A 22,079-nucleotide genomic window follows, 5' to 3' on the forward strand; every position below is an offset into this window, starting at 1 on the left:
AGAACGCATGCAGAAAGTATTGATTACCGGCTTTGAGCCGTTTGACGGCGAGCGTGTCAACCCATCCTGGGAGGTAGTGAAGCAGCTTAACGATCTGGAGCTTGGCGGGGCGCACATTATTGCACGCCAGCTCCCTTGCGTCTTCGGTGAGGCGTTGACGGTGTTGAACGCGGCCATTGACGAAGTTCAGCCAGCGATGGTGTTGGCGATCGGCCAGGCGGGGGGGCGCACCGACATCACGCTGGAGCGCGTCGCTATTAACGTCGATGACGCGCGTATTCCCGATAATCAGGGACAGCAGCCGATCGACCAGGCCATTGTGGCTGACGGCCCGGCGGCCTATTTCAGCACCTTGCCGATCAAGGCGGTGGTAAATGCGATGCGTGAGGCTGGCATTCCGGCCTCGGTATCACAAACCGCCGGGACCTATGTCTGTAACCATGTGATGTACGGTCTGTTACACCGCTTAAGCGGGCAGCAGGTGGTGAAGGGCGGTTTTATCCATATCCCTTACCTGCCTGAGCAGGCAGCACAGCATCCTGGTGCGCCGAGTATGGCAGCTCAGACGGTGCTGTTTGCTTTGGAAATGGCGATTTCGATTGCCTTGCAGGTAGAGCATGACTTGAAAGTGGTGGGTGGCGCCACGCATTGAGGTGATTTATGCTACCTCCATGTTAACCTTAGGGTTCGGCTTGCCGGACCCTTTTCAATCAAGGAGTTGTCCATGCCAGAAGGGCCGGAGATCCGCCGGGCGGCAGATAAGCTGGCGGCGGTGATGATCGATCAGCCACTGACCGAAGTCTGGTTTGCTTTCCCGCAACTGAAACACTATCAGGGCGAGCTGGTCGGTGAACGTATCACTGCCATTGAACCGCGTGGTAAAGCCTTGTTAACCGATTTTTCCAACGGTTTGACCATGTACAGCCACAACCAGCTTTACGGCGTGTGGAAGGTGGTGCGAGAGGGCGAAACGCCAGAAACCAAGCGCGATCTGCGCGTACGACTGGAGACTGCCGAGTGGGCGATCTTGTTGTACAGCGCTTCGGATATCACCATTGCGCCGCGCGGTGAGATTGAGCAACACCCGTTCTTAAAGCGTATTGGCCCTGACGTGCTGGATATGGCTTTGACCGTACAGCAGGTGGAACAGCGGCTGTTATCGCCGGCGTTTTGTAAGCGCCAGTTAGGCGGGATGCTGCTGGATCAGTCTTTTCTGGCAGGTCTGGGCAATTACCTGCGAGCCGAGATTTTGTGGCAGGCAGAACTGGCACCCAAGCATAAACCGCAGGATCTCACCCCTGATGCGCTGCATCAGTTGGCGCAGGCGCTGTTGGATATTCCACGTATTTCATACCAGACCCGTGGTCAGGTAGATGAAAATCGCCATCATGGCACGCTGTTCAGCTTCAAGGTGTTTCATCGCAGTGGTGAGCCTTGCCCTCGCTGTGGGGCAATGATCGAGAAAACGGCGCTATCTTCGCGACCGTTCTATTGGTGCCCGGTTTGCCAGAAGTAACCCATAAAAAAACGCTGCCAGTGGGGCAGCGTTAAGTCGATAGAGTCATTAGCCGAGTTGGGGCGAATATGACGCCCCTGCTAAAGCTTACTTCTTAACCTGAGACTTGAACTCACGCTCGGCATAGCCGGTATACAGCTGACGTGGGCGAGCGATCTTGATGCCTTCGTCGTGCATTTCGTTCCAGTGGGCAATCCAGCCAATGGTACGGGCAATCGCGAAGATCACCGTAAACATGGAAGAAGGAATACCCATCGCTTTCAGGATGATACCTGAATAGAAATCGACGTTCGGGTACAGTTTCTTCTCGATGAAGTACGGGTCGTTCAACGCGATGTGTTCCAGCTCCATCGCGACCTGCAGCAGGTTGTCGTCTTTCTTGTTCAGTTCTTTCAATACTTCGTGACAGGTTTCACGCATCACGGTGGCGCGTGGATCGTAGTTTTTGTACACGCGGTGGCCAAAGCCCATCAGACGGAACGAGTCATTCTTGTCTTTAGCGCGCTTGATGAACTCAGGGATGTGCTCAACGGTTTTGATCTCTTCGAGCATCTTCAGTGCTGCTTCGTTGGCACCGCCGTGCGCTGGCCCCCACAGGGAAGCGATACCGGCCGCGATACAGGCAAACGGGTTGGCACCGGATGAACCGGCGGTACGCACGGTGGAGGTGGACGCGTTCTGCTCATGGTCGGCATGCAGGATCAGAATACGATCCATGGCGCGTTCCAGCACCGGGTTCACCACGTACTCTTCGCAAGGTGTAGCAAACATCATGCGCAGGAAGTTACCGGCATAGGACAGGTCGTTGCGTGGATAAACAAACGGCTGGCCGAGAGAATACTTGTAACACATCGCTGCCACGGTAGGCATTTTGGACAGCAGGCGGAACGCGGTGATCTCACGGTGACGTTCATTGTTGACGTCCAGCGCATCGTGATAGAACGCAGCCAGGGCACCTGTTACCCCGCACAGCACCGCCATTGGGTGCGAGTCACGGCGGAAACCACGGAACAGATGGGTGATCTGGTCGTGGATCATGGTGTGACGGGTTACCGTGGTTTTGAAGGTTTCGAACTCTTCAGCGCTCGGGGTTTCGCCGTACAGCAGGATGTAGCACACCTCCAGGTAGGAGGACTCTTTTGCCAACTGCTCAATCGGGAAGCCGCGATGCAGCAGGATACCTTTGTCGCCGTCGATGAACGTGATTTTGGATTCACAGGAAGCGGTAGAAGTAAAGCCGGGATCAAATGTGAAATAACCTTTGGAGCCCAGGGCGCGTACGTCAATAACATCAGGGCCCAGTGAAGGGGTGAGTACGCCCAGTTCGATCGGAGCTTCGCCGTTGTTGATGCTTAGCGTCGCTTTCTTATCAGTCATTTACAGTCTCCTTAACGCCTTATTTTAAAAACCTCTAACAACTGAAATACCTTAAATCTCCGCAGGTTGCCCGCATTAAAGTCGAGCGAACGCTAACTCTGTGAGCGACAGCGCATTTGCGCCGGTAGGGGACAGAGTTTGCACCAGGCGAACAAGACGGGTTAGCAGCCGTTAACGATTCATCGGGATTCGTTATTTTCTTTTAATCATTACCTACGATCTGTTTGGAATGTTAACCACATACACTATCGCTACACTCTTGCATAACTTGTGCTTAGGGGGAAGTGTATCCGGTGACCGCTAGTGCATCATAGGGTTGATTGCTGCCCTATTTGTAATGGAAATGTTGATCTCTTGTCAAATCAGATAATTAATTTAGTGCTAAATGTAATAATCGTGATCTAAATCACTGTTCTGGGGAAATGTGACCAAAGGGATTGTATGGGAATTGTAATAAGAATGTGAACCTCCTATACTGCCGCCAGGTCTCCGGATTACCCTGAAGTAGGAGCACCCAGCGTTATCACTACGCGCCGTTTAAGCACTAGGATGTCGATGTTTGAGCGCGTGAGGTGTAAGAGTGAAAACTCTTGGACGCTGTCTGATCCCCACCCAGGTCCGGAGGAAGGAAAATAATAAGAGCTGTGTGGGCAAAACCGTGAAAAAACAAAGACCTGTCAATCTGGATCTGCAAACGATCCGGTTTCCTGTAACTGCGATAGCGTCCATCTTACACCGAGTCTCTGGCGTAATTACTTTCGTTGCCGTGGGCATTCTCCTCTGGCTGCTGGGTATCTCTCTCTCTTCTCAAGAGGGCTTCCTGCACGCTGCCGCCATCATGAATAGCTTCTTCGTGAAATTCATTTTCTGGGGGATCCTCACCGCGTTGGCCTATCACATTTGCGGTGGCATTCGTCACTTGTTAATGGATTTTGGCTATATCGAAGAGAGTTTAGCCGCAGGTACCCGTTCTGCCCAGGTGGCGTTCGGTCTGACCGTCGTGCTGTCAATTCTGGCTGGAGTCCTCGTATGGTAAGCAACGTTTCTGCATTAGGACGTAACGGCGTACACGACTGGTTGTTACTGCGTGCTTCCGCTATCGTCATCACCCTGTATGTTCTCTATATCCTGGGCTTCGTGGTTACGGCTCCGGACATCACCTATGAAATCTGGCGCGGCTTCTTCGCCACCTCCATTACGAAAGTATTCACCTTGCTGACATTGCTGTCGATCCTGGTTCATGCCTGGGTGGGAATGTGGCAGGTGCTGACGGACTATATCAAGCCACTGGCGTTACGCCTGGTGCTGCAACTGGCGATTGTTGTCACGTTGCTGGTCTATTTACTGTACGGAACAATCGTAGTGTGGGGTGCATAAATGAAACTGCCAATCAGAGAGTTTGATGCAGTTGTTATCGGTGCGGGTGGCGCAGGTATGCGCGCGGCGCTGCAGATTTCCCAGGCGGGCTCAACCTGTGCCCTGCTTTCCAAAGTATTCCCGACCCGTTCCCATACCGTGTCTGCACAAGGCGGCATTACCGTAGCCTTGGGCAATAACCACGAAGACAACTGGGAATGGCATATGTACGACACGGTGAAGGGTTCCGACTATATCGGTGACCAGGACGCCATTGAATATATGTGTAAAACCGGCCCGGAAGCGATTCTGGAACTGGAACACATGGGCCTGCCGTTCTCCCGTCTGGACGATGGCCGCATTTATCAACGCCCGTTTGGCGGCCAGTCACTGAACTTTGGTGGCGAGCAGGCGGCCCGTACCGCTGCTGCGGCAGACCGTACCGGTCACGCGTTGTTGCACACCCTTTATCAGCAGAACCTGAAAAACCACACCACCATCTTCTCCGAGTGGTATGCGCTGGATCTGGTGAAAAACCAGGATGGTGCGGTAGTCGGTACCACCGCTATCTGTATTGAAACCGGTGAAGTTGTGTACTTCAAAGCCAAGGCAACCATTCTGGCTACCGGTGGGGCAGGCCGTATTTACCAATCCACCACCAACGCCCACATCAATACCGGTGACGGTGTCGGTATGGCGCTGCGTGCCGGTGTACCGGTGCAGGATATGGAAATGTGGCAGTTCCACCCAACCGGTATTGCCGGGGCTGGCGTACTGGTCACCGAAGGTTGTCGCGGTGAAGGTGGTTACCTGCTGAACAAACATGGCGAACGTTTCATGGAACGTTATGCGCCAAATGCCAAAGATCTGGCGGGCCGTGACGTTGTGGCACGTTCGATCATGATTGAGATCCGTGAAGGCCGCGGCTGTGACGGTCCATGGGGCCCACATGCCAAGCTGAAGCTGGATCACCTGGGCAAAGAAGTGCTGGAGTCCCGTCTGCCGGGTATTCTTGAGCTGTCCCGTACCTTCGCCCACGTCGATCCGGTGAAAGAGCCGATCCCGGTCATTCCTACCTGCCACTATATGATGGGCGGTATTCCGACCAAAGTGACCGGCCAGGCGCTGACCGTGAACGAGAAAGGCGAAGACGTGGTGATCCCGGGTCTGTTCGCGGTAGGCGAAATTGCCTGCGTATCGGTACACGGCGCCAACCGTCTGGGTGGCAACTCGTTGCTGGATCTGGTGGTATTTGGTCGCTCTGCCGGTATGCACCTGCAAGAGTCGTTGGCAGAGCAGGGCGAAAGCCGCGAAGCCAGTGAATCGGACGTCGAAGCTTCGCTGGATCGTCTGAACCGTTGGAATAACACCCGTTCTGGTGAAGATCCGGTGGAGATCCGTAAGGCACTGCAATCCTGTATGCAGCATAACTTCTCGGTGTTCCGCGAAGGTGATGCGATGGCGAAAGGCTTGGAAGAGCTGAAAGTGATCCGTGAACGACTGAAGAACGCACGCCTGGATGATACCTCCAGCGAATTCAACACCCAGCGCATCGAATGCCTGGAGTTGGATAACCTGATGGAGACCGCGTATTCCACCGCCGTGTCGGCCAACTTCCGTACCGAGAGCCGTGGCGCGCATAGCCGCTTCGACTTCCCGGAGCGTGACGATGCCAACTGGCTGTGCCATTCGCTGTATCTGCCGCAATCGGAAAGCATGACGCGTCGTGAAGTGAACATGCAACCGAAGCTGCGCGCGGCATTCCCGCCGAAAGTGCGTTCTTACTAATTGCGGAGCTCGATTGATGAAACTTGAATTCTCTATCTATCGCTACAATCCGGATGTCGATAGCGCCCCGCATATGCAGGACTACAGCCTGGAAGCGGAAGAAGGCCGTGACATGATGCTGCTGGATGCGTTGATCCAGCTGAAAGAAAAGGACCCGACCTTATCTTTCCGCCGCTCTTGCCGTGAAGGCGTGTGCGGTTCAGACGGCATCAATATGAACGGTAAGAACGGTCTGGCCTGTATCACCCCGGTCTCGTCGTTGCGTAAAGGCAACAACAAGATTGTGATCCGCCCGCTGCCGGGTTTACCGGTGGTGCGCGATCTGGTGGTGGATATGGGGCAGTTCTATACCCAGTATGAAAAGATCAAGCCGTTCCTGATTAATGATGGCAAGAATCCTCCGGCGCGTGAGCACCTGCAAACGCCGGATCAGCGGGAAAAACTGGATGGATTGTACGAATGTATTCTCTGTGCCTGTTGCTCCACCTCTTGCCCATCGTTCTGGTGGAATCCTGACAAGTTTGTTGGCCCGGCCGGTCTGTTAGCGGCGTACCGCTTCCTGATCGACAGCCGTGATACGGAAACTGAAGCACGATTGGACGATCTGAACGACGCTTTCAGTGTTTTCCGCTGCCATAGCATTATGAATTGTGTCAGTGTATGTCCTAAGGGCTTGAATCCGACCCGTGCAATTGGTCATATCAAGTCTATGCTGCTGCAACGCGGCGCATAAACAGAACGAGATGCTGCGCCGGGGGCTTTACCGGCGCACATCCCAAGAGGGGATCTCTAAAAACTGACCCGTGATTGTGGTTAAAGGCAATCAGGTTTGTCCCGCCGGTTTTTAGAGGTTCCTTGTAAGGGGCCGCAAGGTCCAAAACAGAACGTGCACTTAGGTATAAGCACGTCTAGTGAACCGTTAAGCGTACCATTACGGTAATTATGTTAACCACGGCGAAAACTGAAGCTTTAAAGCTTAAGGGATCAAAATGCAGAACGGCGCAATGAAGGCCTGGCTGGATTCCTCCTATCTGGCGGGCGCGAACCAGTCCTACATAGAGCAGCTCTATGAAGACTTTTTAACCGATCCGAGCTCCGTTGAAGATAGTTGGCGTTCCATTTTCCAGCAACTACCAACTGCGGGTGTCAAACCCGATCAGCTCCACTCCCAAACGCGAGATTACTTCCGCCGCCTGGCGAAAGATTCTGCTCGTTATAACACCACCATCAACGATCCTGAAACCGATGCCAAGCAGGTCAAGGTATTGCAGCTGATCAACGCCTTCCGCTTCCGTGGGCATCAGCACGCCAACCTCGACCCGTTAGATCTGTGGAAACAGGAGCGCGTTCCCGATCTCGATCCGGCGTACCACAACCTGACCGAAGCCGACTTCCAGGAAACCTTCAACGTGGGTTCTTTTGCCATCGGCAAAGAAACCATGAAGCTTAGCGATCTGTACGCGGCGCTGAAGCAGACCTACTGCGGTTCGATCGGTGCCGAGTATATGCACATCACCAACACCGAAGAGAAACGCTGGATCCAGCAGCGCATTGAATCGGTCGCGGGGCGTGCCAGCTTCACCACCGATGAGAAACGCCGTTTCCTGAGCGAACTGACGGCTGCCGAAGGGCTGGAGCGTTACCTGGGTGCCAAATTCCCTGGGGCCAAACGCTTCTCGCTGGAAGGTGGCGACGCGTTGGTGCCGATGCTGAAAGAAATGGTGCGTCACGCGGGCAAAAACGGCACGCGTGAAGTGGTGCTGGGTATGGCCCACCGTGGCCGTCTGAACGTGTTGATCAACGTGCTGGGTAAAAAACCGGCTGACCTGTTCGACGAGTTTGCCGGCAAACATAAAGAACACCTGGGCACCGGTGACGTGAAATATCACCAGGGCTTCTCTTCCGACGTGGAAACCGAAGGCGGTATGGTTCACCTGGCGCTGGCGTTTAACCCGTCGCACCTGGAAATCGTCAGCCCGGTTGTCATGGGGTCTGTACGTGCCCGCCGCGACCGTCTGGACGAAGCGCGCAGCAACATGGTGCTGCCAATCACCATTCATGGTGACGCGGCAATCACCGGGCAGGGCGTGGTTCAGGAAACCCTGAACATGTCGCAGGCTCGCGGTTATGAAGTTGGCGGTACGGTGCGTATCGTCATCAACAACCAGGTTGGTTTCACTACTTCCAACCCGTTGGACGCGCGTTCCACCCAATACTGTACCGATATTGCCAAGATGGTGCAGGCTCCTATCTTCCACGTGAATGCCGATGATCCGGAAGCGGTGGCCTTTGTCACCCGTCTGGCGTTGGATTTCCGTAACACCTTTAAACGTGACGTGATGATCGATCTGGTCTGCTACCGTCGCCATGGGCATAACGAGGCCGATGAGCCAAGTGCTACCCAGCCGGTGATGTACCAGAAGATCAAGAAACACCCAACGCCACGCAAGCTCTACGCTGACGTGCTGACCGAACAGAAGGTTGCCAGCCTGGAAGATGCCACGGAAATGGTCAACCTGTATCGCGATGCTCTCGATCGCGGTGACTGCGTGGTTGAAGAGTGGCGTCCGATGAACCTGCACTCCTTTACCTGGTCGCCATACCTGAACCATGAGTGGGACGAAGAGTACCCAAGCAAGGTTGAGATGAAGCGCCTGCAGGAACTGGCTCGCCGCATCAGCAGCGTACCGGAAGCGATCGAAATGCAGTCGCGCGTCGCGAAAATCTACGGCGATCGTGCCGAGATGGCCGCAGGCAACAAACCGTTCGACTGGGGCGCAGCGGAAACGCTGGCTTACGCCACAATGGCTGATGAAGGCATCCCGATCCGTATTTCCGGTGAAGATGCTGGCCGTGGCACCTTCTTCCACCGTCATGCGGTGGTGCACAACCAGAAAAATGGTTCTGTCTATGTCCCGCTGGCTAATATCCACAGCGGTCAGGGCGAATTCAAAGTCTGGGACTCAGTGCTGTCTGAAGAAGCCGTTCTGGCATTTGAATATGGCTACGCCACCGCAGAGCCGCGCACCCTGACCATCTGGGAAGCGCAGTTTGGTGACTTTGCCAACGGTGCTCAGGTAGTGATCGACCAGTTCATCAGCTCCGGTGAGCAGAAGTGGGGCCGTATGTGTGGCCTGGTGATGCTGCTGCCGCACGGTTACGAAGGCCAGGGCCCAGAGCACTCCTCTGCGCGTCTGGAACGTTACCTGCAGCTGTGTGCAGAACAGAACATGCAGGTGTGCATCCCATCCACTCCGGCACAGGTCTACCACATGCTGCGCCGTCAGGCGTTGCGCGGTATGCGCCGTCCGCTGGTGGTGATGTCACCGAAGTCCTTGCTGCGTCATCCGCTGGCAGTCTCTTCCCTGGAAGAACTGGCAAACGGCACCTTCCAACCGGCCATCGGCGAAATTGACGAGCTGGATGCCAAAGCGGTGAAACGCGTGGTGCTGTGTTCTGGTAAGGTTTATTACGATCTGCTGGAGCAACGCCGCAAGAACGACCAGAAAGACGTGGCCATCGTACGTATCGAGCAGCTGTATCCGTTCCCGCATCAGGCCGTGCAGGCGGTATTGGAACAGTATGCCCACGTGCATGATTTCGTCTGGTGTCAGGAAGAGCCGTTGAACCAGGGCGCCTGGTATTGCAGCCAACACAATTTCCGTGAAGTGATCCCGTTTGGGGCCTCTTTACGTTACGCAGGACGTCCAGCCTCTGCCTCTCCGGCGGTGGGTTATATGTCCGTACACCAGAAGCAGCAACAGGCTCTGGTGAATGACGCGCTGAATATTGAAGAAAAAATTTAAAGGAAAGCTAATGAGTAGCGTAGATATTCTGGTTCCTGACCTCCCTGAATCCGTTGCCGATGCGACCGTCGCCACCTGGCATAAAAAACCGGGTGACACCGTTCAGCGTGACGAAGTGCTGGTTGAAATTGAAACCGACAAAGTTGTATTGGAAGTGCCAGCCAGCGAAGCCGGTGTACTGGAAGCGATCCTGGAAGACGAAGGCGCAACCGTCACTTCACGTCAGCTTCTCGGGCGTATCCGTCAGGGTGACAGCTCTGGCAAGCCGACCGAAGTGAAAGCTCAGAGCGTTGAATCAACTCCGGCACAGCGTGCAACCGCCAGCCTGGAAGAAGAGAACAACGACGCACTCAGCCCGGCGATCCGCCGCCTGATTGCCGAGCACGATCTCGATGCTGCCGCCATCAAAGGCAGCGGCGTGGGTGGACGTATCACGCGTGAAGACGTAGAAGCGCACCTGGCTGCCAGCAAGAAAGCGGCACCGGCTGCTGCAGCCCCAGCGGCGGCACCTCAGCCAGCCTTGGGCGGCCGTAGCGAAAAACGTGTTCCTATGACCCGCCTGCGCAAACGCGTGGCCGAGCGCCTGTTGGAAGCGAAGAACAGCACCGCGATGCTGACCACCTTCAACGAAATCAACATGCAGCCGATCATGGATCTGCGCAAGCAGTACGGCGAAGCCTTCGAAAAACGCCACGGTGTACGTCTGGGCTTTATGTCCTTCTACATCAAAGCGGTAGTCGAAGCGCTGAAACGCTTCCCGGAAGTGAATGCCTCTATCGACGGTAGCGACGTGGTTTACCACAACTACTTCGATATCAGCATTGCGGTATCGACTCCACGTGGCCTGGTAACCCCGGTACTGCGTGACGTCGACTCCATGAGCATGGCGGACATCGAGAAGAAAATCAAAGAGCTGGCAATCAAAGGCCGTGACGGCAAATTGACCGTGGAAGAGCTGACCGGCGGTAACTTCACCATTACCAACGGCGGCGTCTTCGGTTCATTGATGTCTACCCCGATTATCAACCCACCGCAGAGCGCCATCCTGGGTATGCACGCCATCAAGGATCGCCCAATGGCGGTCAATGGTCAGGTTGTGATCCAGCCGATGATGTATCTGGCTCTGTCTTACGATCATCGTCTGATCGATGGCAAAGAGTCGGTGAGTTATCTGGTGACGGTGAAAGACATGCTGGAAGATCCGGCTCGTCTGCTGCTGGACGTTTAATCCCTGCATGGGCGCGGTTTTTGCCGCGCCCACACCCTGTGCTATGTGGCCGATAAGTCATGCGGAATACCGCGAAAGTGACCCGGCTAAAACTTTCTGACCTGAATGGATAGAACATCATGAATTTACACGAATATCAGGCAAAACAGCTGTTTGCTCGGTATGGCATGCCAGCACCAACCGGTTACGCCTGTACCACTCCGCGTGAAGCAGAAGAAGCCGCATCTAAAATCGGCTCCGGCCCGTGGGTGGTAAAATGTCAGGTTCATGCTGGCGGCCGTGGTAAAGCTGGTGGCGTTAAAGTCGTTAACAGCAAAGAAGATATCCGTGCTTTTGCCGAAGCCTGGCTGGGTAAACGCCTGGTGACCTACCAGACCGATGCGCTGGGCCAGCCGGTTCACCAGATCCTGGTAGAAGCGGCCACCGACATCGATAAAGAGCTGTATCTGGGGGCGGTAGTTGACCGTGCCAGCCGTCGCGTAGTGTTTATGGCTTCCACCGAAGGCGGCGTTGAAATTGAGAAAGTTGCGGAAGAGACCCCGGAACTGATCCACAAAATGACCATCGACCCACTGGCAGGCCCACAGCCTTACCAGGGGCGTGAGCTGGCATTCAAACTGGGCCTGACCGGCAAGCAAGTCGGCCAGTTTGCCAAAATTTTTATGGGTCTGGCAACGCTGTTCCTGGCGCGCGATCTGGCGATGGTTGAGATCAACCCGCTGGTCGTGACCAAGCAGGGCGATCTGATCTGCCTGGATGGTAAGCTGGGTGCCGATGGCAACGCGCTGTTCCGCCAGTCCGAACTGCGTGAAATGCGTGACCCTTCTCAGGAAGATGAGCGTGAATCCCGTGCGGCCCAGTGGGAACTGAACTATGTTGCCCTCGACGGTAACATCGGTTGCATGGTGAACGGTGCCGGTCTGGCGATGGGTACCATGGACATCGTGAAACTGCACGGTGGCGAACCAGCCAACTTCCTGGATGTGGGCGGTGGCGCAACCAAAGAGCGTGTGACCGAAGCCTTCAAAATCATCCTGTCTGACGACAAGGTGAAAGCGGTACTGGTTAACATCTTCGGTGGCATCGTGCGTTGCGATCTGATCGCCGACGGTATCATTGGCGCGGTAGCCGAAGTGGGCGTTAACGTCCCGGTCGTCGTGCGCTTGGAAGGGAACAACGCCGAACTGGGCGCCAAGAAACTGGCGGACAGCGGTTTGAATATCATTGCTGCGACCAGCCTGACTGATGCGGCTCAGCAAGTTGTTGCGGCAGTGGAGGGTAAATAATGTCCATTTTAATCGATAAGAACACCAAAGTAATCTGCCAGGGTTTCACCGGTAGCCAAGGGACCTTCCACTCCGAACAAGCTATCGCTTACGGCACCAAAATGGTTGGTGGCGTGACTCCAGGTAAAGGCGGTACTCAGCACCTGGGTCTGCCTGTGTTCAATACCGTGCGTGAAGCGGTTGAAGCAACTGGCGCTACCGCGTCTGTTATCTACGTGCCAGCGCCATTCTGCAAAGACTCCATTCTGGAAGCCATCGATGCAGGCATCAAACTGATCATCACCATCACCGAAGGTATCCCAACTCTGGATATGCTGACCGTGAAAGTGAAGCTGGATGAAGCCGGTGTACGCATGATCGGCCCGAACTGCCCAGGTGTAATCACTCCAGGCGAATGCAAGATCGGTATCATGCCTGGCCATATCCACCTGCCAGGCAAGGTGGGCATCGTTTCCCGTTCAGGTACCCTGACCTATGAAGCGGTAAAACAAACCACTGACGCCGGTCTGGGGCAGTCTACCTGCGTCGGTATCGGTGGTGACCCGATCCCGGGTTCCAACTTTATCGATATCCTGAAGTTGTTCCAGGAAGATCCGCAGACCGAAGCCATCGTCATGATCGGTGAGATTGGCGGCAGCGCGGAAGAAGAAGCGGCGGCCTATATCAAAGAGCACGTCACCAAGCCGGTGGTGGGCTATATCGCCGGTGTCACTGCACCTAAAGGCAAGCGTATGGGCCATGCTGGCGCCATCATTGCCGGCGGCAAAGGGACTGCGGATGAGAAGTTCGCGGCTCTGGAAGCGGCAGGGGTGAAAACCGTACGCAGCCTGGCTGATATCGGTGACGCAGTGAAGGCGATCCTGAATCGTTAGTACCCTATAGCAAATAATAATATCTCGACATGTTTGGCCGCCTTTGGGCGGCCTTTTTTTATATGTCACTGAGAGGGAAGGGGGTTTTGCAAGGCATTGTTGCAGGAGGTGCGAGCTGACCACTCAGTATTTGCAGGTTCTGGGATCAACCTCGCAACATGGTCTATGATTACTTAGCAAAAAGCAGATTTGTGAGTTAACTCACTGCAATCGCCATTGAAAATAAAAAGTTAATATCTATCGAATGGTAATGCTGAAGTAATACAATTGGGGGTATTTTAAATTACATTTATTTAACACAAATATATCAATAAAAAACAATTAAACCATTGCTTAACATAGGCGCTGGGAAATTACAGTAAAATGTGTAATGAGCCTAGCAATAATATGCAGATAGGCTTAAATTGTTTTAGATCAATATAGGCCTAGCTACCTATTTAGGCTGATTTTTGACCTGTAGCCAAAAGTCCAACCTGCGTCACGCAAATACCTATTTATTGTATGGGCTTTGGCGAGTATCATGCCATTGTGTAATTATGGATGGTTGATCTTGTTGCATTTGTTACCCGCTGTCGGTTTTCATTGGTGCGTTTTGCTCCCGCCCCCTGGTGGTCTGGCTCTGAACGTACGGTTGAAAGCGGAGAGGCTGGATCAAATTTTGTTGTGTTTAAGGGCATTCACTGCGGGGCGTTACCGGCTACTCTTTCGGGAGTAATACCGATAACCGCAAGTCGGAGTCTTCCTGCGAGGAGCAAGGAGTCAAGATGTTTGATATTGTCGAACTGTCGCGCTTACAGTTTGCTTTAACGGCGATGTACCACTTCCTATTTGTCCCATTAACGCTGGGTATGGCGTTTTTGCTGGCAATTATGGAAACCGTATATGTGCTGTCCGGCAAACAAATTTATAAAGATATGACCAAATTCTGGGGCAAGTTATTTGCAATCAACTTTGCTCTGGGTGTGGCCACCGGGTTGACCATGGAGTTCCAGTTCGGGACCAACTGGTCGTACTTCTCTCATTACGTCGGTGACATCTTCGGGGCCCCGCTGGCTATCGAAGGTCTGATGGCGTTCTTCCTGGAATCGACGCTGGTCGGGCTGTTCTTCTTCGGCTGGGATCGCCTGAGCAAGATCCAGCACATGACGGTCACCTGGTTTGTTGCCCTCGGCTCAAACCTGTCTGCGTTGTGGATCCTGGTCGCCAACGGCTGGATGCAAAACCCAATCGCTTCCGATTTCAACTTTGAAACCATGCGTATGGAGATGCTCAGCTTCTCCGAGCTGGTCTTCAACCCGGTTGCACAGGTGAAGTTCGTTCACACCGTAGCTTCTGGCTACACCACCGGCGCGATGTTCGTGCTGGGTATCAGCTCTTACTATCTGCTGAAAGGGCGTGACGTTGCTTTTGCCAAGCGTTCGTTCGCCATTGCTGCCAGCTTCGGTATGGCTGCAATCCTTTCCGTTATCGTGCTGGGTGATGAATCCGGTTACGAAATGGGGGACGTGCAGAAAACCAAACTGGCTGCCATTGAAGCCGAATGGGAAACTCAACCGGCTCCGGCCGCATTTACCCTGTTCGGTATTCCGAACCAGGAGAAAATGGAGAACTCCTTCGCGATTCAAATTCCTTGGGCGCTCGGCCTGATTGCTACCCGTTCTATCGACACCCCGGTTATCGGCCTGCGCGATCTGATGGCACAGCACCAGGTGCGTATCCGTAACGGTATGAAGGCTTACCAACTGCTGGAAGAGCTGCGTGGCGGTAATACCGATCCTGCAGTGCGTACCGCATTCAACGATACCAAACAGGATCTTGGCTACGGCATGCTGCTCAAGCGCTATACCGAAAACGTCACCGACGCAACGGAAGCGCAGATCCAGCAGGCAACCAAAGATTCTATTCCGCGCGTTGCTCCACTGTACTTCGCCTTCCGTATCATGGTGGCCTGTGGTGTGCTGATGCTGTTTATTATCGGCCTGTCATTCTTGAGCGTAGTACGTGGTCGTATCGGTCAGAAGAAATGGCTGCTTCGTGCTGCGCTGTTCGGCCTGCCATTACCTTGGATTGCCGTTGAAGCGGGCTGGTTCGTGGCGGAGTATGGCCGTCAGCCGTGGGCGATAGGTGAGGTACTGCCAACCGCAGTCGCCACCTCTTCGCTGACCGCAGGCGACATTCTGTTCTCGATGGGGCTGATATGCGGCTTGTACACCCTGTTCCTGGTGGCTGAAATGTACCTGATGTTCAAGTTTGCACGTCTGGGTCCAAGCAGCCTGAAAACTGGCCGCTACCACTTTGAACAACCGACTGCCGCCGTGCAGGAAGCGCGCTAAACAGGAGTCCAAGATATGTTTGATTACGAAGTTCTGCGATTTATCTGGTGGCTCCTGGTTGGCGTCCTGCTGATCGGTTTCGCCGTCACCGATGGTTTCGATATGGGTGTCGGTATTCTGATGCGCATCATCGGTAAAACCGATACCGAGCGCCGGGTAATGATCAACGCCATTGCCCCGCACTGGGACGGTAACCAGGTATGGCTGATTACCGCCGGTGGCGCATTGTTCGCCGCCTGGCCAATGGTCTACGCTGCCGCGTTTTCTGGTTTCTATGTGGCCATGATCCTGGTGCTGGCTGCCTTGTTCTTCCGCCCGGTCGGTTTTGACTACCGCTCGAAGCTGGAAAACAGCACCTGGCGTAACATGTGGGACTGGGGCATCTTTGTCGGTAGCTTCGTGCCTGCGGTGGTATTCGGCGTGGCGTTCGGTAACCTGTTACAGGGCGTACCGTTCCATATCGATGAATATCTGCGTCTGTTCTATACCGGCAACTTCTTCCAACTGTTGAACCCGTTTGGTTTGCTGGCCGGTATTGTCAGCCTGACCATGCTGGTGACCCAGGGGGCAACCTACCTGCAGATGCGTACCACTGCCGAGATTCACCTGCGCTCACGCGCTGCGGCGCAGATTTCTGCGCTGGTGATGGGCGTATGCTTCCTGTTGGCGGGTATCTGGCTGGTGAAAGGTATCGACGGTTTCGTGATCACCTCAGCACTGGATACGGCAGCGGAATCCAACCCACTGCGTAAAGAAGTCGCTCATCAGGCGGGTGCCTGGTTGATCAACTTCAACAAGTATCCAATCCTGTGGGCACTGCCGGCGTTGGGCGTGGTTCTGCCACTGTTCACTATCCTGTTTGCCCGTTTGGACAAAGCTGCGATGGCGTTCCTGAGTTCATCACTGACGATTGCCTGTGTGATCCTGACGGCTGGGGTAACCATGTTCCCGTTCGTTATGCCGTCCAGCACCGTGCCTAACGTCAGCCTGACCATGTGGGATGCGACTTCCAGCCTGTTCACGCTGCAGGTGATGACCGTTGTTGCCATTATCTTCGTGCCAATCGTTCTGGCGTACACCGCTTGGGCGTACTACAAAATGTTTGGTCGCCTGGATAAGAACTTCATCGAAAAAAATAAGCATTCGCTGTACTAAGCAAAAGGAGCTAAACCATGTGGTATTTTGCCTGGATCCTCGGAACGCTTCTTGCCTGTGCCTTCGGTATCATCACGGCGCTGGCGCTTGAGCACAGTGAAGATTCAAAAGCGCAGCAAGACGGTAAGTGATGAGTTCGTCACTGGTGGATAAGCTGTACGCTATCACCGACAAGGGCCCGGTTCGGGCCCTTTCATTGGTGTTGGCGGTGATTTTGGCGGGATGTATCTTCTGGGATCCTAGCCGTTTTGCAGCACGTACCAGCTCGTTAGAGATCTGGCAGGGCATCTTGCTGATCTGGGCGGTATGTGCGGGCATCATTCACGGTGTCGGCTTTCGGCATCAGAGCACGTTTTGGCGTGCATTTTTCGCGCCATTACCTGCAATTGTGATCCTGGCCGCAGGATTACTTTACGTTTCTTTATAATCTATTACGCATCCCCCCTGTTATGGGCCGTTCAGGCCCATAATTATTTTCATTCCCATTCAGTAACCCATTCCCAACCCGATCCGTCTTGCGTATAGTAGCAAGCGTTCAATTGCCTTGGTTTGGAAGTCTCGTGAGTAATAAGTTGTTTCGATGGCCGGTTCGTGTTTACTTTGAAGACACCGATGCCGGTGGTGTGGTCTACCATGCCCGTTACGTCGCTTTTTATGAAAGAGCGCGCACCGAGATGCTGCGTCAACATAACTTTCATCAACAGCAGCTGCTCAGTGAAGAACATGTCGCTTTCGCTGTCCGGCGTATGACGGTGGATTATCTGTCACCAGCTCGTCTTGACGATCTGCTGGAAGTGCAGAGCAAAATCACCTCAATACGCGGGGCTTCTCTTACGTTTGCTCAACGCATTGTTAATTCTGACGGTACTCTCTTGAGTCAGGCCGATGTATTGATTGCATGCATTGATCCACACCAAATGAAGCCGATAGCGCTTCCTAAGTCTATTGTCGCGGAGTTTAAGCAGTGACTGACATGAACATCCTAGATCTATTCTTGAAGGCGAGCCTGCTGGTCAAGTTTATCATGCTGATTTTGATATGCTTTTCAGTGGCTTCTTGGGCGATTATCATCCAGCGGACCCGCATCCTCAATGCGGCCACTCGCGACGCCGAAGCCTTCGAAGACAAATTCTGGTCTGGTATCGAGCTTTCCCGTCTGTATCAGGAAAGCCAGGCGCGTCGCGATAGCCTGACTGGCTCAGAGCAGATTTTCCATTCCGGTTTCAAAGAGTTTGCCCGTTTGCACCGCGCTAACAGCCATGCGCCGGAGTCGGTGATCGAAGGGGCAACGCGTGCGATGCGTATTTCGATGAATCGTGAGCTGGAAACGCTGGAAAACCATATTCCTTTCCTCGGCACCGTGGGATCCATCAGCCCGTATATCGGCCTGTTTGGTACCGTTTGGGGGATCATGCACGCCTTTATCGCCCTGGGCGCGGTAAAACAAGCCACCTTGCAGATGGTAGCTCCGGGTATCGCCGAAGCGTTGATCGCCACGGCCATCGGTCTGTTTGCCGCGATCCCTGCCGTTATGGCCTATAACCGCCTAAACCAGCGCGTTAACAAGCTTGAGCAGAATTACGACAACTTTATGGAAGAGTTCACCGCTATTCTGCATCGTCAGGCCTTCTCCAGCGACAGCAAATAGGAAGTAGGAGGGTAGCATGGCGAAAGTTCGTGGTCGTAACAAGCGTGAGCTGAAGTCGGAAATCAACATTGTTCCGCTGCTGGACGTCTTGTTGGTGCTGTTGCTGATCTTTATGGCAACCGCGCCAATCATTACCCAAAGCGTTGAAGTTGATTTGCCTGATGCCACCGATTCCAAGACGGTGTCCAGCGACGATAATCCACCGGTGATCCTGGAAGTTTCCGGCGTAGGTCAGTACACCCTGGTGGTTGATCACAACCGTATGGAGCTGTTGCCGCCTGAGCAGGTGGCGGCCGAAGCCAAGTCGCGTCTGGCAGCTAATCCGAAGACGGTGTTTTTGATCGGTGGGGCCAAGGAAGTACCGTACGATGAGATTATCAAGGCATTGAATATTCTGCATCAGGCGGGTGTCGCTTCCGTAGGGTTAATGACCCAGCCAATCTAACCGTAAGGTCAGTGGCAACCCGGTTCCTGCACTGTGGTGCAGGAACCCCGTTTAAGCAGCAGTTTTTGGGATTCTATTTTGGTAAAGGCAACTGAGCAAAATGATAAGCTGAACCGTTCCGTGATTGTTTCGGTGGTTCTGCACATTCTATTGATTGCCCTGTTGATTTGGGGTTCGCTGTACGAAAATACTGAAATGAGTAGTGCAGGCGGCGGCGGTGATGGTTCCGTGGTCGGGGCCGTGATGGTCGATCCAGGGGCGGTGGTAGAGCAGTACAACCGCCAGCAGCAACAGAGCAGCGATGCACAGCGTGCAGAAAAGCAGCGCCAGAAGAAGGCGGAGCAGCAGGCTGAAGAGCTGCAGCAGAAGCAGGCGGCGGAACAGCAGCGCCTGAAAGAACTGGAACAAGAGCGTTTGGCCGCGCAGGAAAAAGCCGCGCAGGACGCCAAGGCACAGGCCGAACAGCAGAAGAAAGCCGCTGAGCAGCAACAGCAGGCCGCTGAGCAGCAAAAAGCAGCAGAAGCCGCTGCGGCGAAGGCCAAAGAACAACAGAAGGCAGCCGAGCAAGCTGCGGCGAAAGCTAAAGCCGAGGCGGATAAAATAGCCAAGGCGCAGGCAGACGCGCAGAAGAAAGCTGAAGCGGAAGCCAAGAAAGAAGCTGCCGCTGCCGCCGCTGCTAAAAAGCAGGCGGAAGAGGCGAAGAAAGAAGCCGCCGCGGCCGCTGAACAGAAAGCAGCTGAGGCTGCAGAGAAGAAAGCCGCTGCCGACGCTGAGAAAAAAGCTGCCGCAGAAGAAGCGAAAAAAGCCGCCGCTGCTGAGAAGGCTGCTGCCGCCAAGAAAGCCGCAGATGCCAAGAAGAAGGCCGCTGCTGAAGCTGCCAAACAGTCTGCTGATGTAGATGACTTATTCGGTAGCTTGGCCGATGGTAAAAACGCGCCGAAAGGTGGCGGTGCCAAGGCTAAAGGTGACGCAGCCAAGGCGCAAGGTGAGGGTAATGCCAAAACTGCAGGGGCAAGTGGAGCGGATATCAGTGGTTATAAGAGCCAGATTCAGGCCGCTATCAAGAGCAAGTTCTATGATGCTGGTTTGTATGTGGGCAAAACCTGTGATTTGCGTATTAAGCTAAGACCTGATGGCTTTATGTATGAGGTGGAAGCTGTGGGGGGCGATCCTGCCTTGTGTCAGGCTGCTGTTGCAGCTGCAAAACAGGCGCGTATTCCTAAACCGCCAAGTGATGCAGTTTATCAGCAATTTAAGAGTTCTATACTTGAATTCAAGCCGCAATAACTGTTGTTATAGCTAAGTTAAACGCATGGATGTACCAAGGTAACCAACAGGGAATATGTAGTGTTGTTGGCGTTGGTTTGTTAAAATTCTGCTAAATTATCGCAGGCATACCGTCTGGATAAGGGAGATGAGATGAAGCAGGCATTTCGAGTAGCGTTAGGTCTTATTGTTCTGTGGGCATCCGTGCTGCACGCGGAAGTTCGCATTGAAATCACCCAAGGGGTCGACTCTGCTCGCCCGATTGGCGTGGTGCCTTTTAAATGGGCGGGTCCAGGCACGCCTCCGGAAGATGTTGGCCAGATCGTTGGCGCAGATCTCCGTAACAGTGGCAAATTCAACCCGATTGATGTGGCACGTATGCCACAGCAGCCAACCACCGCGTCTGAAGTGACGCCGGCGGCCTGGACTGCGCTGGGCATCGACGCCGTAGTGGTTGGTCAGGTTCAACCTGGTGCCGACGGCAGCTATCTGGTTTCCTACCAACTGGTCGATACTTCAGGTTCTCCTGGCACAATATTGGCCCAAAACCAGTTTAAAGTGACCAAACAGTGGCTGCGTTATGCGGCTCATACCGCCAGTGATGGCGTATTTGAGAAGCTGACCGGCATCAAGGGCGCGTTCCGTACCCGCATCGCTTACGTGGTGCAGACCAACGGCGGGAAATTCCCGTACGAACTGCGCGTATCGGATTACGACGGCTATAACCAGGTTCCAGTACATCGTTCACCAGAGCCACTGATGTCACCAGCCTGGTCGCCGGATGGCAGCAAACTGGCCTACGTGACTTTTGAGAGCGGTAAATCAGCGCTGGTGATCCAGAATCTGTCTGATGGTGCAATCCGTCAGGTGGCTTCATTCCCACGTCACAATGGTGCGCCTTCCTTCTCTCCAGACGGTACTCGTTTGGCTTTCGCCTTGTCTAAAAGCGGTAGCATGAACCTGTATGTGATGAATCTGGCTTCTGGCCAGATCTCTCAGATTACCGATGGTCGCAACAATAATACCGAACCTTCCTGGTTCCCGGACAGCCAGTCTCTGGCCTTTACCTCTGACCAGGGCGGGCGTCCTCAGATTTATAAAATCAGTGCCAATGGTGGTGCATCACAACGTCTGACCTGGGAAGGTGCCCAGAATCAGAATGCCACTGTGAGTTCTGATGGTAAATTCCTGGTGATGGTAAGCTCCAATAATGGGGCTCAGCATATCGCCAAACAAGATCTCGGATCGGGAGCCGTTCAAGTATTAACGGACACGTTCCTGGATGAATCGCCTAGTATCGCACCAAACGGCACCATGGTGATCTATAGCTCCACGCAAGGTATGGGCTCCGTGCTGCAGTTGGTATCGACTGATGGGCGCTTCAAAGCGCGTCTTCCGGCAACTGATGGACAGGTAAAATCCCCTTCCTGGTCGCCGTATCTGTGATGCATGTTTAAAATATGTATGGCAAAAACTATAAAAGGATCAAAGAAATGCAACTGAACAAAGTGCTGAAAGGGCTTCTGCTGGCACTGCCAGTTCTGGCTGTAGCAGCTTGTAGTTCTAACAAAAGCGCGAATAACGATCAATCCGGTATGGGCGCTGGCACTGGTACAGAAAACGGCAGCAGCAACCTGTCTTCTGAAGAACAAGCACGTCTGCAGATGCAAGAACTGCAACGTAACAACATTGTTTACTTCGGCCTGGACAAATATGACGTCAGCTCTGAGTTCGCTCAGATGCTGGATGCGCATGCTGCTTTCCTGCGTAACAACCCATCCTACAAAGTGACTGTTGAAGGTCATACGGATGAGCGTGGCACGCCAGAATACAACATCGCTCTGGGTGAGCGTCGTGCTAACGCAGTTAAAATGTACCTGCAAGGCAAAGGCGTTTCTGCTGACCAAATCTCTATCGTTTCTTACGGTAAAGAAAAACCAGCAGTACTGGGCCACGACGAAGCAGCCTATGCTAAAAACCGTCGTGCCGTTCTGGTTTACTAA

General features: G+C 53.9%; 21 protein-coding genes. 20 read left to right on the forward strand and 1 reads right to left on the reverse strand.

Annotated elements, in window-relative coordinates:
• Positions 1–7: 7 nt before the first annotated feature.
• Together pcp and nei are read left to right on the forward strand one after the other, a co-directional pair.
• Complete coding sequence (gene pcp, locus A6U95_RS24920) at positions 8–652, forward strand: pyroglutamyl-peptidase I (protein WP_065686437.1); 645 nt, start codon at positions 8–10, stop codon at positions 650–652.
• Between the two features lie 72 nt (positions 653–724).
• Positions 725–1,516 carry an endonuclease VIII gene (gene nei / locus A6U95_RS24925; RefSeq protein ID WP_065686438.1) on the forward strand — a complete coding sequence of 264 codons (792 nt, stop codon included), beginning with the start codon at positions 725–727 and terminating at the stop codon, positions 1,514–1,516.
• A gap of 87 nt (positions 1,517–1,603) precedes the next feature.
• Here the strand turns inward: nei and A6U95_RS24930 are convergent, their stop codons facing one another.
• Positions 1,604–2,893 (reverse strand): citrate synthase, encoded by a 1,290-nt coding sequence (locus A6U95_RS24930; protein WP_021805275.1) that lies wholly within the window; start codon positions 2,891–2,893, stop codon positions 1,604–1,606.
• Between the two features lie 646 nt (positions 2,894–3,539).
• Between A6U95_RS24930 and sdhC the strand changes: the two genes are divergently transcribed.
• From sdhC to pal, 18 genes are all read left to right on the forward strand, one after another.
• Positions 3,540–3,929 carry a succinate dehydrogenase cytochrome b556 subunit gene (gene sdhC, locus A6U95_RS24935; protein WP_024483149.1) on the forward strand — a complete coding sequence of 130 codons (390 nt, stop codon included), beginning with the start codon at positions 3,540–3,542 and terminating at the stop codon, positions 3,927–3,929.
• Complete coding sequence (gene sdhD, locus A6U95_RS24940; RefSeq protein WP_021805273.1) at positions 3,923–4,270, forward strand: succinate dehydrogenase membrane anchor subunit; 348 nt, start codon at positions 3,923–3,925, stop codon at positions 4,268–4,270. Before sdhC ends, sdhD begins: the two co-directional genes overlap by 7 nt.
• A complete protein-coding gene (gene sdhA / locus A6U95_RS24945) occupies positions 4,271–6,037 on the forward strand; it encodes a succinate dehydrogenase flavoprotein subunit (RefSeq protein ID WP_024529344.1) in 1,767 nt (588 codons plus the stop codon).
• Positions 6,038–6,053: 16 nt separating this feature from the next.
• The gene (locus tag A6U95_RS24950) at positions 6,054–6,770 is read left to right on the forward strand and encodes a succinate dehydrogenase iron-sulfur subunit (protein WP_021805271.1); all 717 of its coding nucleotides are present in this window, start codon (positions 6,054–6,056) and stop codon (positions 6,768–6,770) included.
• A 256-nt stretch (positions 6,771–7,026) separates the two neighbouring features.
• Complete coding sequence (gene sucA, locus A6U95_RS24955) at positions 7,027–9,843, forward strand: 2-oxoglutarate dehydrogenase E1 component (RefSeq protein ID WP_024483146.1); 2,817 nt, start codon at positions 7,027–7,029, stop codon at positions 9,841–9,843.
• A gap of 10 nt (positions 9,844–9,853) precedes the next feature.
• The gene (gene odhB, locus A6U95_RS24960; RefSeq protein ID WP_065686439.1) at positions 9,854–11,071 is read left to right on the forward strand and encodes a 2-oxoglutarate dehydrogenase complex dihydrolipoyllysine-residue succinyltransferase; all 1,218 of its coding nucleotides are present in this window, start codon (positions 9,854–9,856) and stop codon (positions 11,069–11,071) included.
• A gap of 119 nt (positions 11,072–11,190) precedes the next feature.
• Positions 11,191–12,357: an ADP-forming succinate--CoA ligase subunit beta gene (sucC, locus tag A6U95_RS24965; protein ID WP_065686440.1), complete on the forward strand. Its 1,167-nt coding sequence runs from the start codon at positions 11,191–11,193 to the stop codon at positions 12,355–12,357.
• Complete coding sequence (gene sucD, locus A6U95_RS24970; protein ID WP_024483143.1) at positions 12,357–13,229, forward strand: succinate--CoA ligase subunit alpha; 873 nt, start codon at positions 12,357–12,359, stop codon at positions 13,227–13,229. Before sucC ends, sucD begins: the two co-directional genes overlap by 1 nt.
• Positions 13,230–13,993: 764 nt before the next feature.
• On the forward strand, positions 13,994–15,562 hold the full coding sequence (gene cydA / locus A6U95_RS24975) for a cytochrome ubiquinol oxidase subunit I (RefSeq protein ID WP_065686441.1): 1,569 nt from the start codon (positions 13,994–13,996) through the stop codon (positions 15,560–15,562).
• 15 nt (positions 15,563–15,577) lie between these two features.
• Positions 15,578–16,717, forward strand: coding sequence for a cytochrome d ubiquinol oxidase subunit II (cydB, locus tag A6U95_RS24980; protein ID WP_065686442.1), 1,140 nt, complete (start codon positions 15,578–15,580; stop codon positions 16,715–16,717).
• 17 nt (positions 16,718–16,734) lie between these two features.
• Entirely contained in the window at positions 16,735–16,848 is a 114-nt protein-coding gene (cydX, locus tag A6U95_RS24985) for a cytochrome bd-I oxidase subunit CydX (RefSeq protein ID WP_021805265.1), read from the forward strand.
• Positions 16,848–17,144, forward strand: coding sequence for a cyd operon protein YbgE (ybgE, locus tag A6U95_RS24990; protein ID WP_024529346.1), 297 nt, complete (start codon positions 16,848–16,850; stop codon positions 17,142–17,144). Before cydX ends, ybgE begins: the two co-directional genes overlap by 1 nt.
• A 133-nt stretch (positions 17,145–17,277) precedes the next feature.
• A complete protein-coding gene (gene ybgC, locus A6U95_RS24995; protein ID WP_021805263.1) occupies positions 17,278–17,685 on the forward strand; it encodes a tol-pal system-associated acyl-CoA thioesterase in 408 nt (135 codons plus the stop codon).
• On the forward strand, positions 17,682–18,365 hold the full coding sequence (gene tolQ / locus A6U95_RS25000) for a Tol-Pal system protein TolQ (RefSeq protein WP_024483139.1): 684 nt from the start codon (positions 17,682–17,684) through the stop codon (positions 18,363–18,365). Before ybgC ends, tolQ begins: the two co-directional genes overlap by 4 nt.
• 16 nt (positions 18,366–18,381) lie before the next feature.
• Positions 18,382–18,810: a colicin uptake protein TolR gene (tolR, locus tag A6U95_RS25005; protein ID WP_024529347.1), complete on the forward strand. Its 429-nt coding sequence runs from the start codon at positions 18,382–18,384 to the stop codon at positions 18,808–18,810.
• Between the two features lie 78 nt (positions 18,811–18,888).
• Positions 18,889–20,097 carry a cell envelope integrity protein TolA gene (gene tolA / locus A6U95_RS25010; protein WP_037375210.1) on the forward strand — a complete coding sequence of 403 codons (1,209 nt, stop codon included), beginning with the start codon at positions 18,889–18,891 and terminating at the stop codon, positions 20,095–20,097.
• Between the two features lie 132 nt (positions 20,098–20,229).
• Positions 20,230–21,522: a Tol-Pal system beta propeller repeat protein TolB gene (tolB, locus tag A6U95_RS25015; protein ID WP_065686443.1), complete on the forward strand. Its 1,293-nt coding sequence runs from the start codon at positions 20,230–20,232 to the stop codon at positions 21,520–21,522.
• Between the two features lie 47 nt (positions 21,523–21,569).
• Entirely contained in the window at positions 21,570–22,079 is a 510-nt protein-coding gene (gene pal / locus A6U95_RS25020) for a peptidoglycan-associated lipoprotein Pal (protein WP_065686444.1), read from the forward strand.

The sequence above is a fragment of the Serratia sp. 14-2641 genome (assembly GCF_001692375.1).
GTDB classification, from domain to species: domain Bacteria; phylum Pseudomonadota; class Gammaproteobacteria; order Enterobacterales; family Enterobacteriaceae; genus Chania; species Chania fonticola_C.

Coding starts and splice junctions, on each gene's coding strand:
- pcp (WP_065686437.1), top strand. CDS start 8: ATGCAGAAAGTATTGATTACCGGCTTTGAGCCGTTTGACGGCGAGCGT.
- nei (WP_065686438.1), top strand. CDS start 725: ATGCCAGAAGGGCCGGAGATCCGCCGGGCGGCAGATAAGCTGGCGGCG.
- A6U95_RS24930 (WP_021805275.1), bottom strand. CDS start 2,893: ATGACTGATAAGAAAGCGACGCTAAGCATCAACAACGGCGAAGCTCCG.
- sdhD (WP_021805273.1), top strand. CDS start 3,923: ATGGTAAGCAACGTTTCTGCATTAGGACGTAACGGCGTACACGACTGG.
- sdhA (WP_024529344.1), top strand. CDS start 4,271: ATGAAACTGCCAATCAGAGAGTTTGATGCAGTTGTTATCGGTGCGGGT.
- A6U95_RS24950 (WP_021805271.1), top strand. CDS start 6,054: ATGAAACTTGAATTCTCTATCTATCGCTACAATCCGGATGTCGATAGC.
- sucA (WP_024483146.1), top strand. CDS start 7,027: ATGCAGAACGGCGCAATGAAGGCCTGGCTGGATTCCTCCTATCTGGCG.
- odhB (WP_065686439.1), top strand. CDS start 9,854: ATGAGTAGCGTAGATATTCTGGTTCCTGACCTCCCTGAATCCGTTGCC.
- sucC (WP_065686440.1), top strand. CDS start 11,191: ATGAATTTACACGAATATCAGGCAAAACAGCTGTTTGCTCGGTATGGC.
- sucD (WP_024483143.1), top strand. CDS start 12,357: ATGTCCATTTTAATCGATAAGAACACCAAAGTAATCTGCCAGGGTTTC.
- cydA (WP_065686441.1), top strand. CDS start 13,994: ATGTTTGATATTGTCGAACTGTCGCGCTTACAGTTTGCTTTAACGGCG.
- cydB (WP_065686442.1), top strand. CDS start 15,578: ATGTTTGATTACGAAGTTCTGCGATTTATCTGGTGGCTCCTGGTTGGC.
- cydX (WP_021805265.1), top strand. CDS start 16,735: ATGTGGTATTTTGCCTGGATCCTCGGAACGCTTCTTGCCTGTGCCTTC.
- ybgE (WP_024529346.1), top strand. CDS start 16,848: ATGAGTTCGTCACTGGTGGATAAGCTGTACGCTATCACCGACAAGGGC.
- tolR (WP_024529347.1), top strand. CDS start 18,382: ATGGCGAAAGTTCGTGGTCGTAACAAGCGTGAGCTGAAGTCGGAAATC.
- tolB (WP_065686443.1), top strand. CDS start 20,230: ATGAAGCAGGCATTTCGAGTAGCGTTAGGTCTTATTGTTCTGTGGGCA.
- pal (WP_065686444.1), top strand. CDS start 21,570: ATGCAACTGAACAAAGTGCTGAAAGGGCTTCTGCTGGCACTGCCAGTT.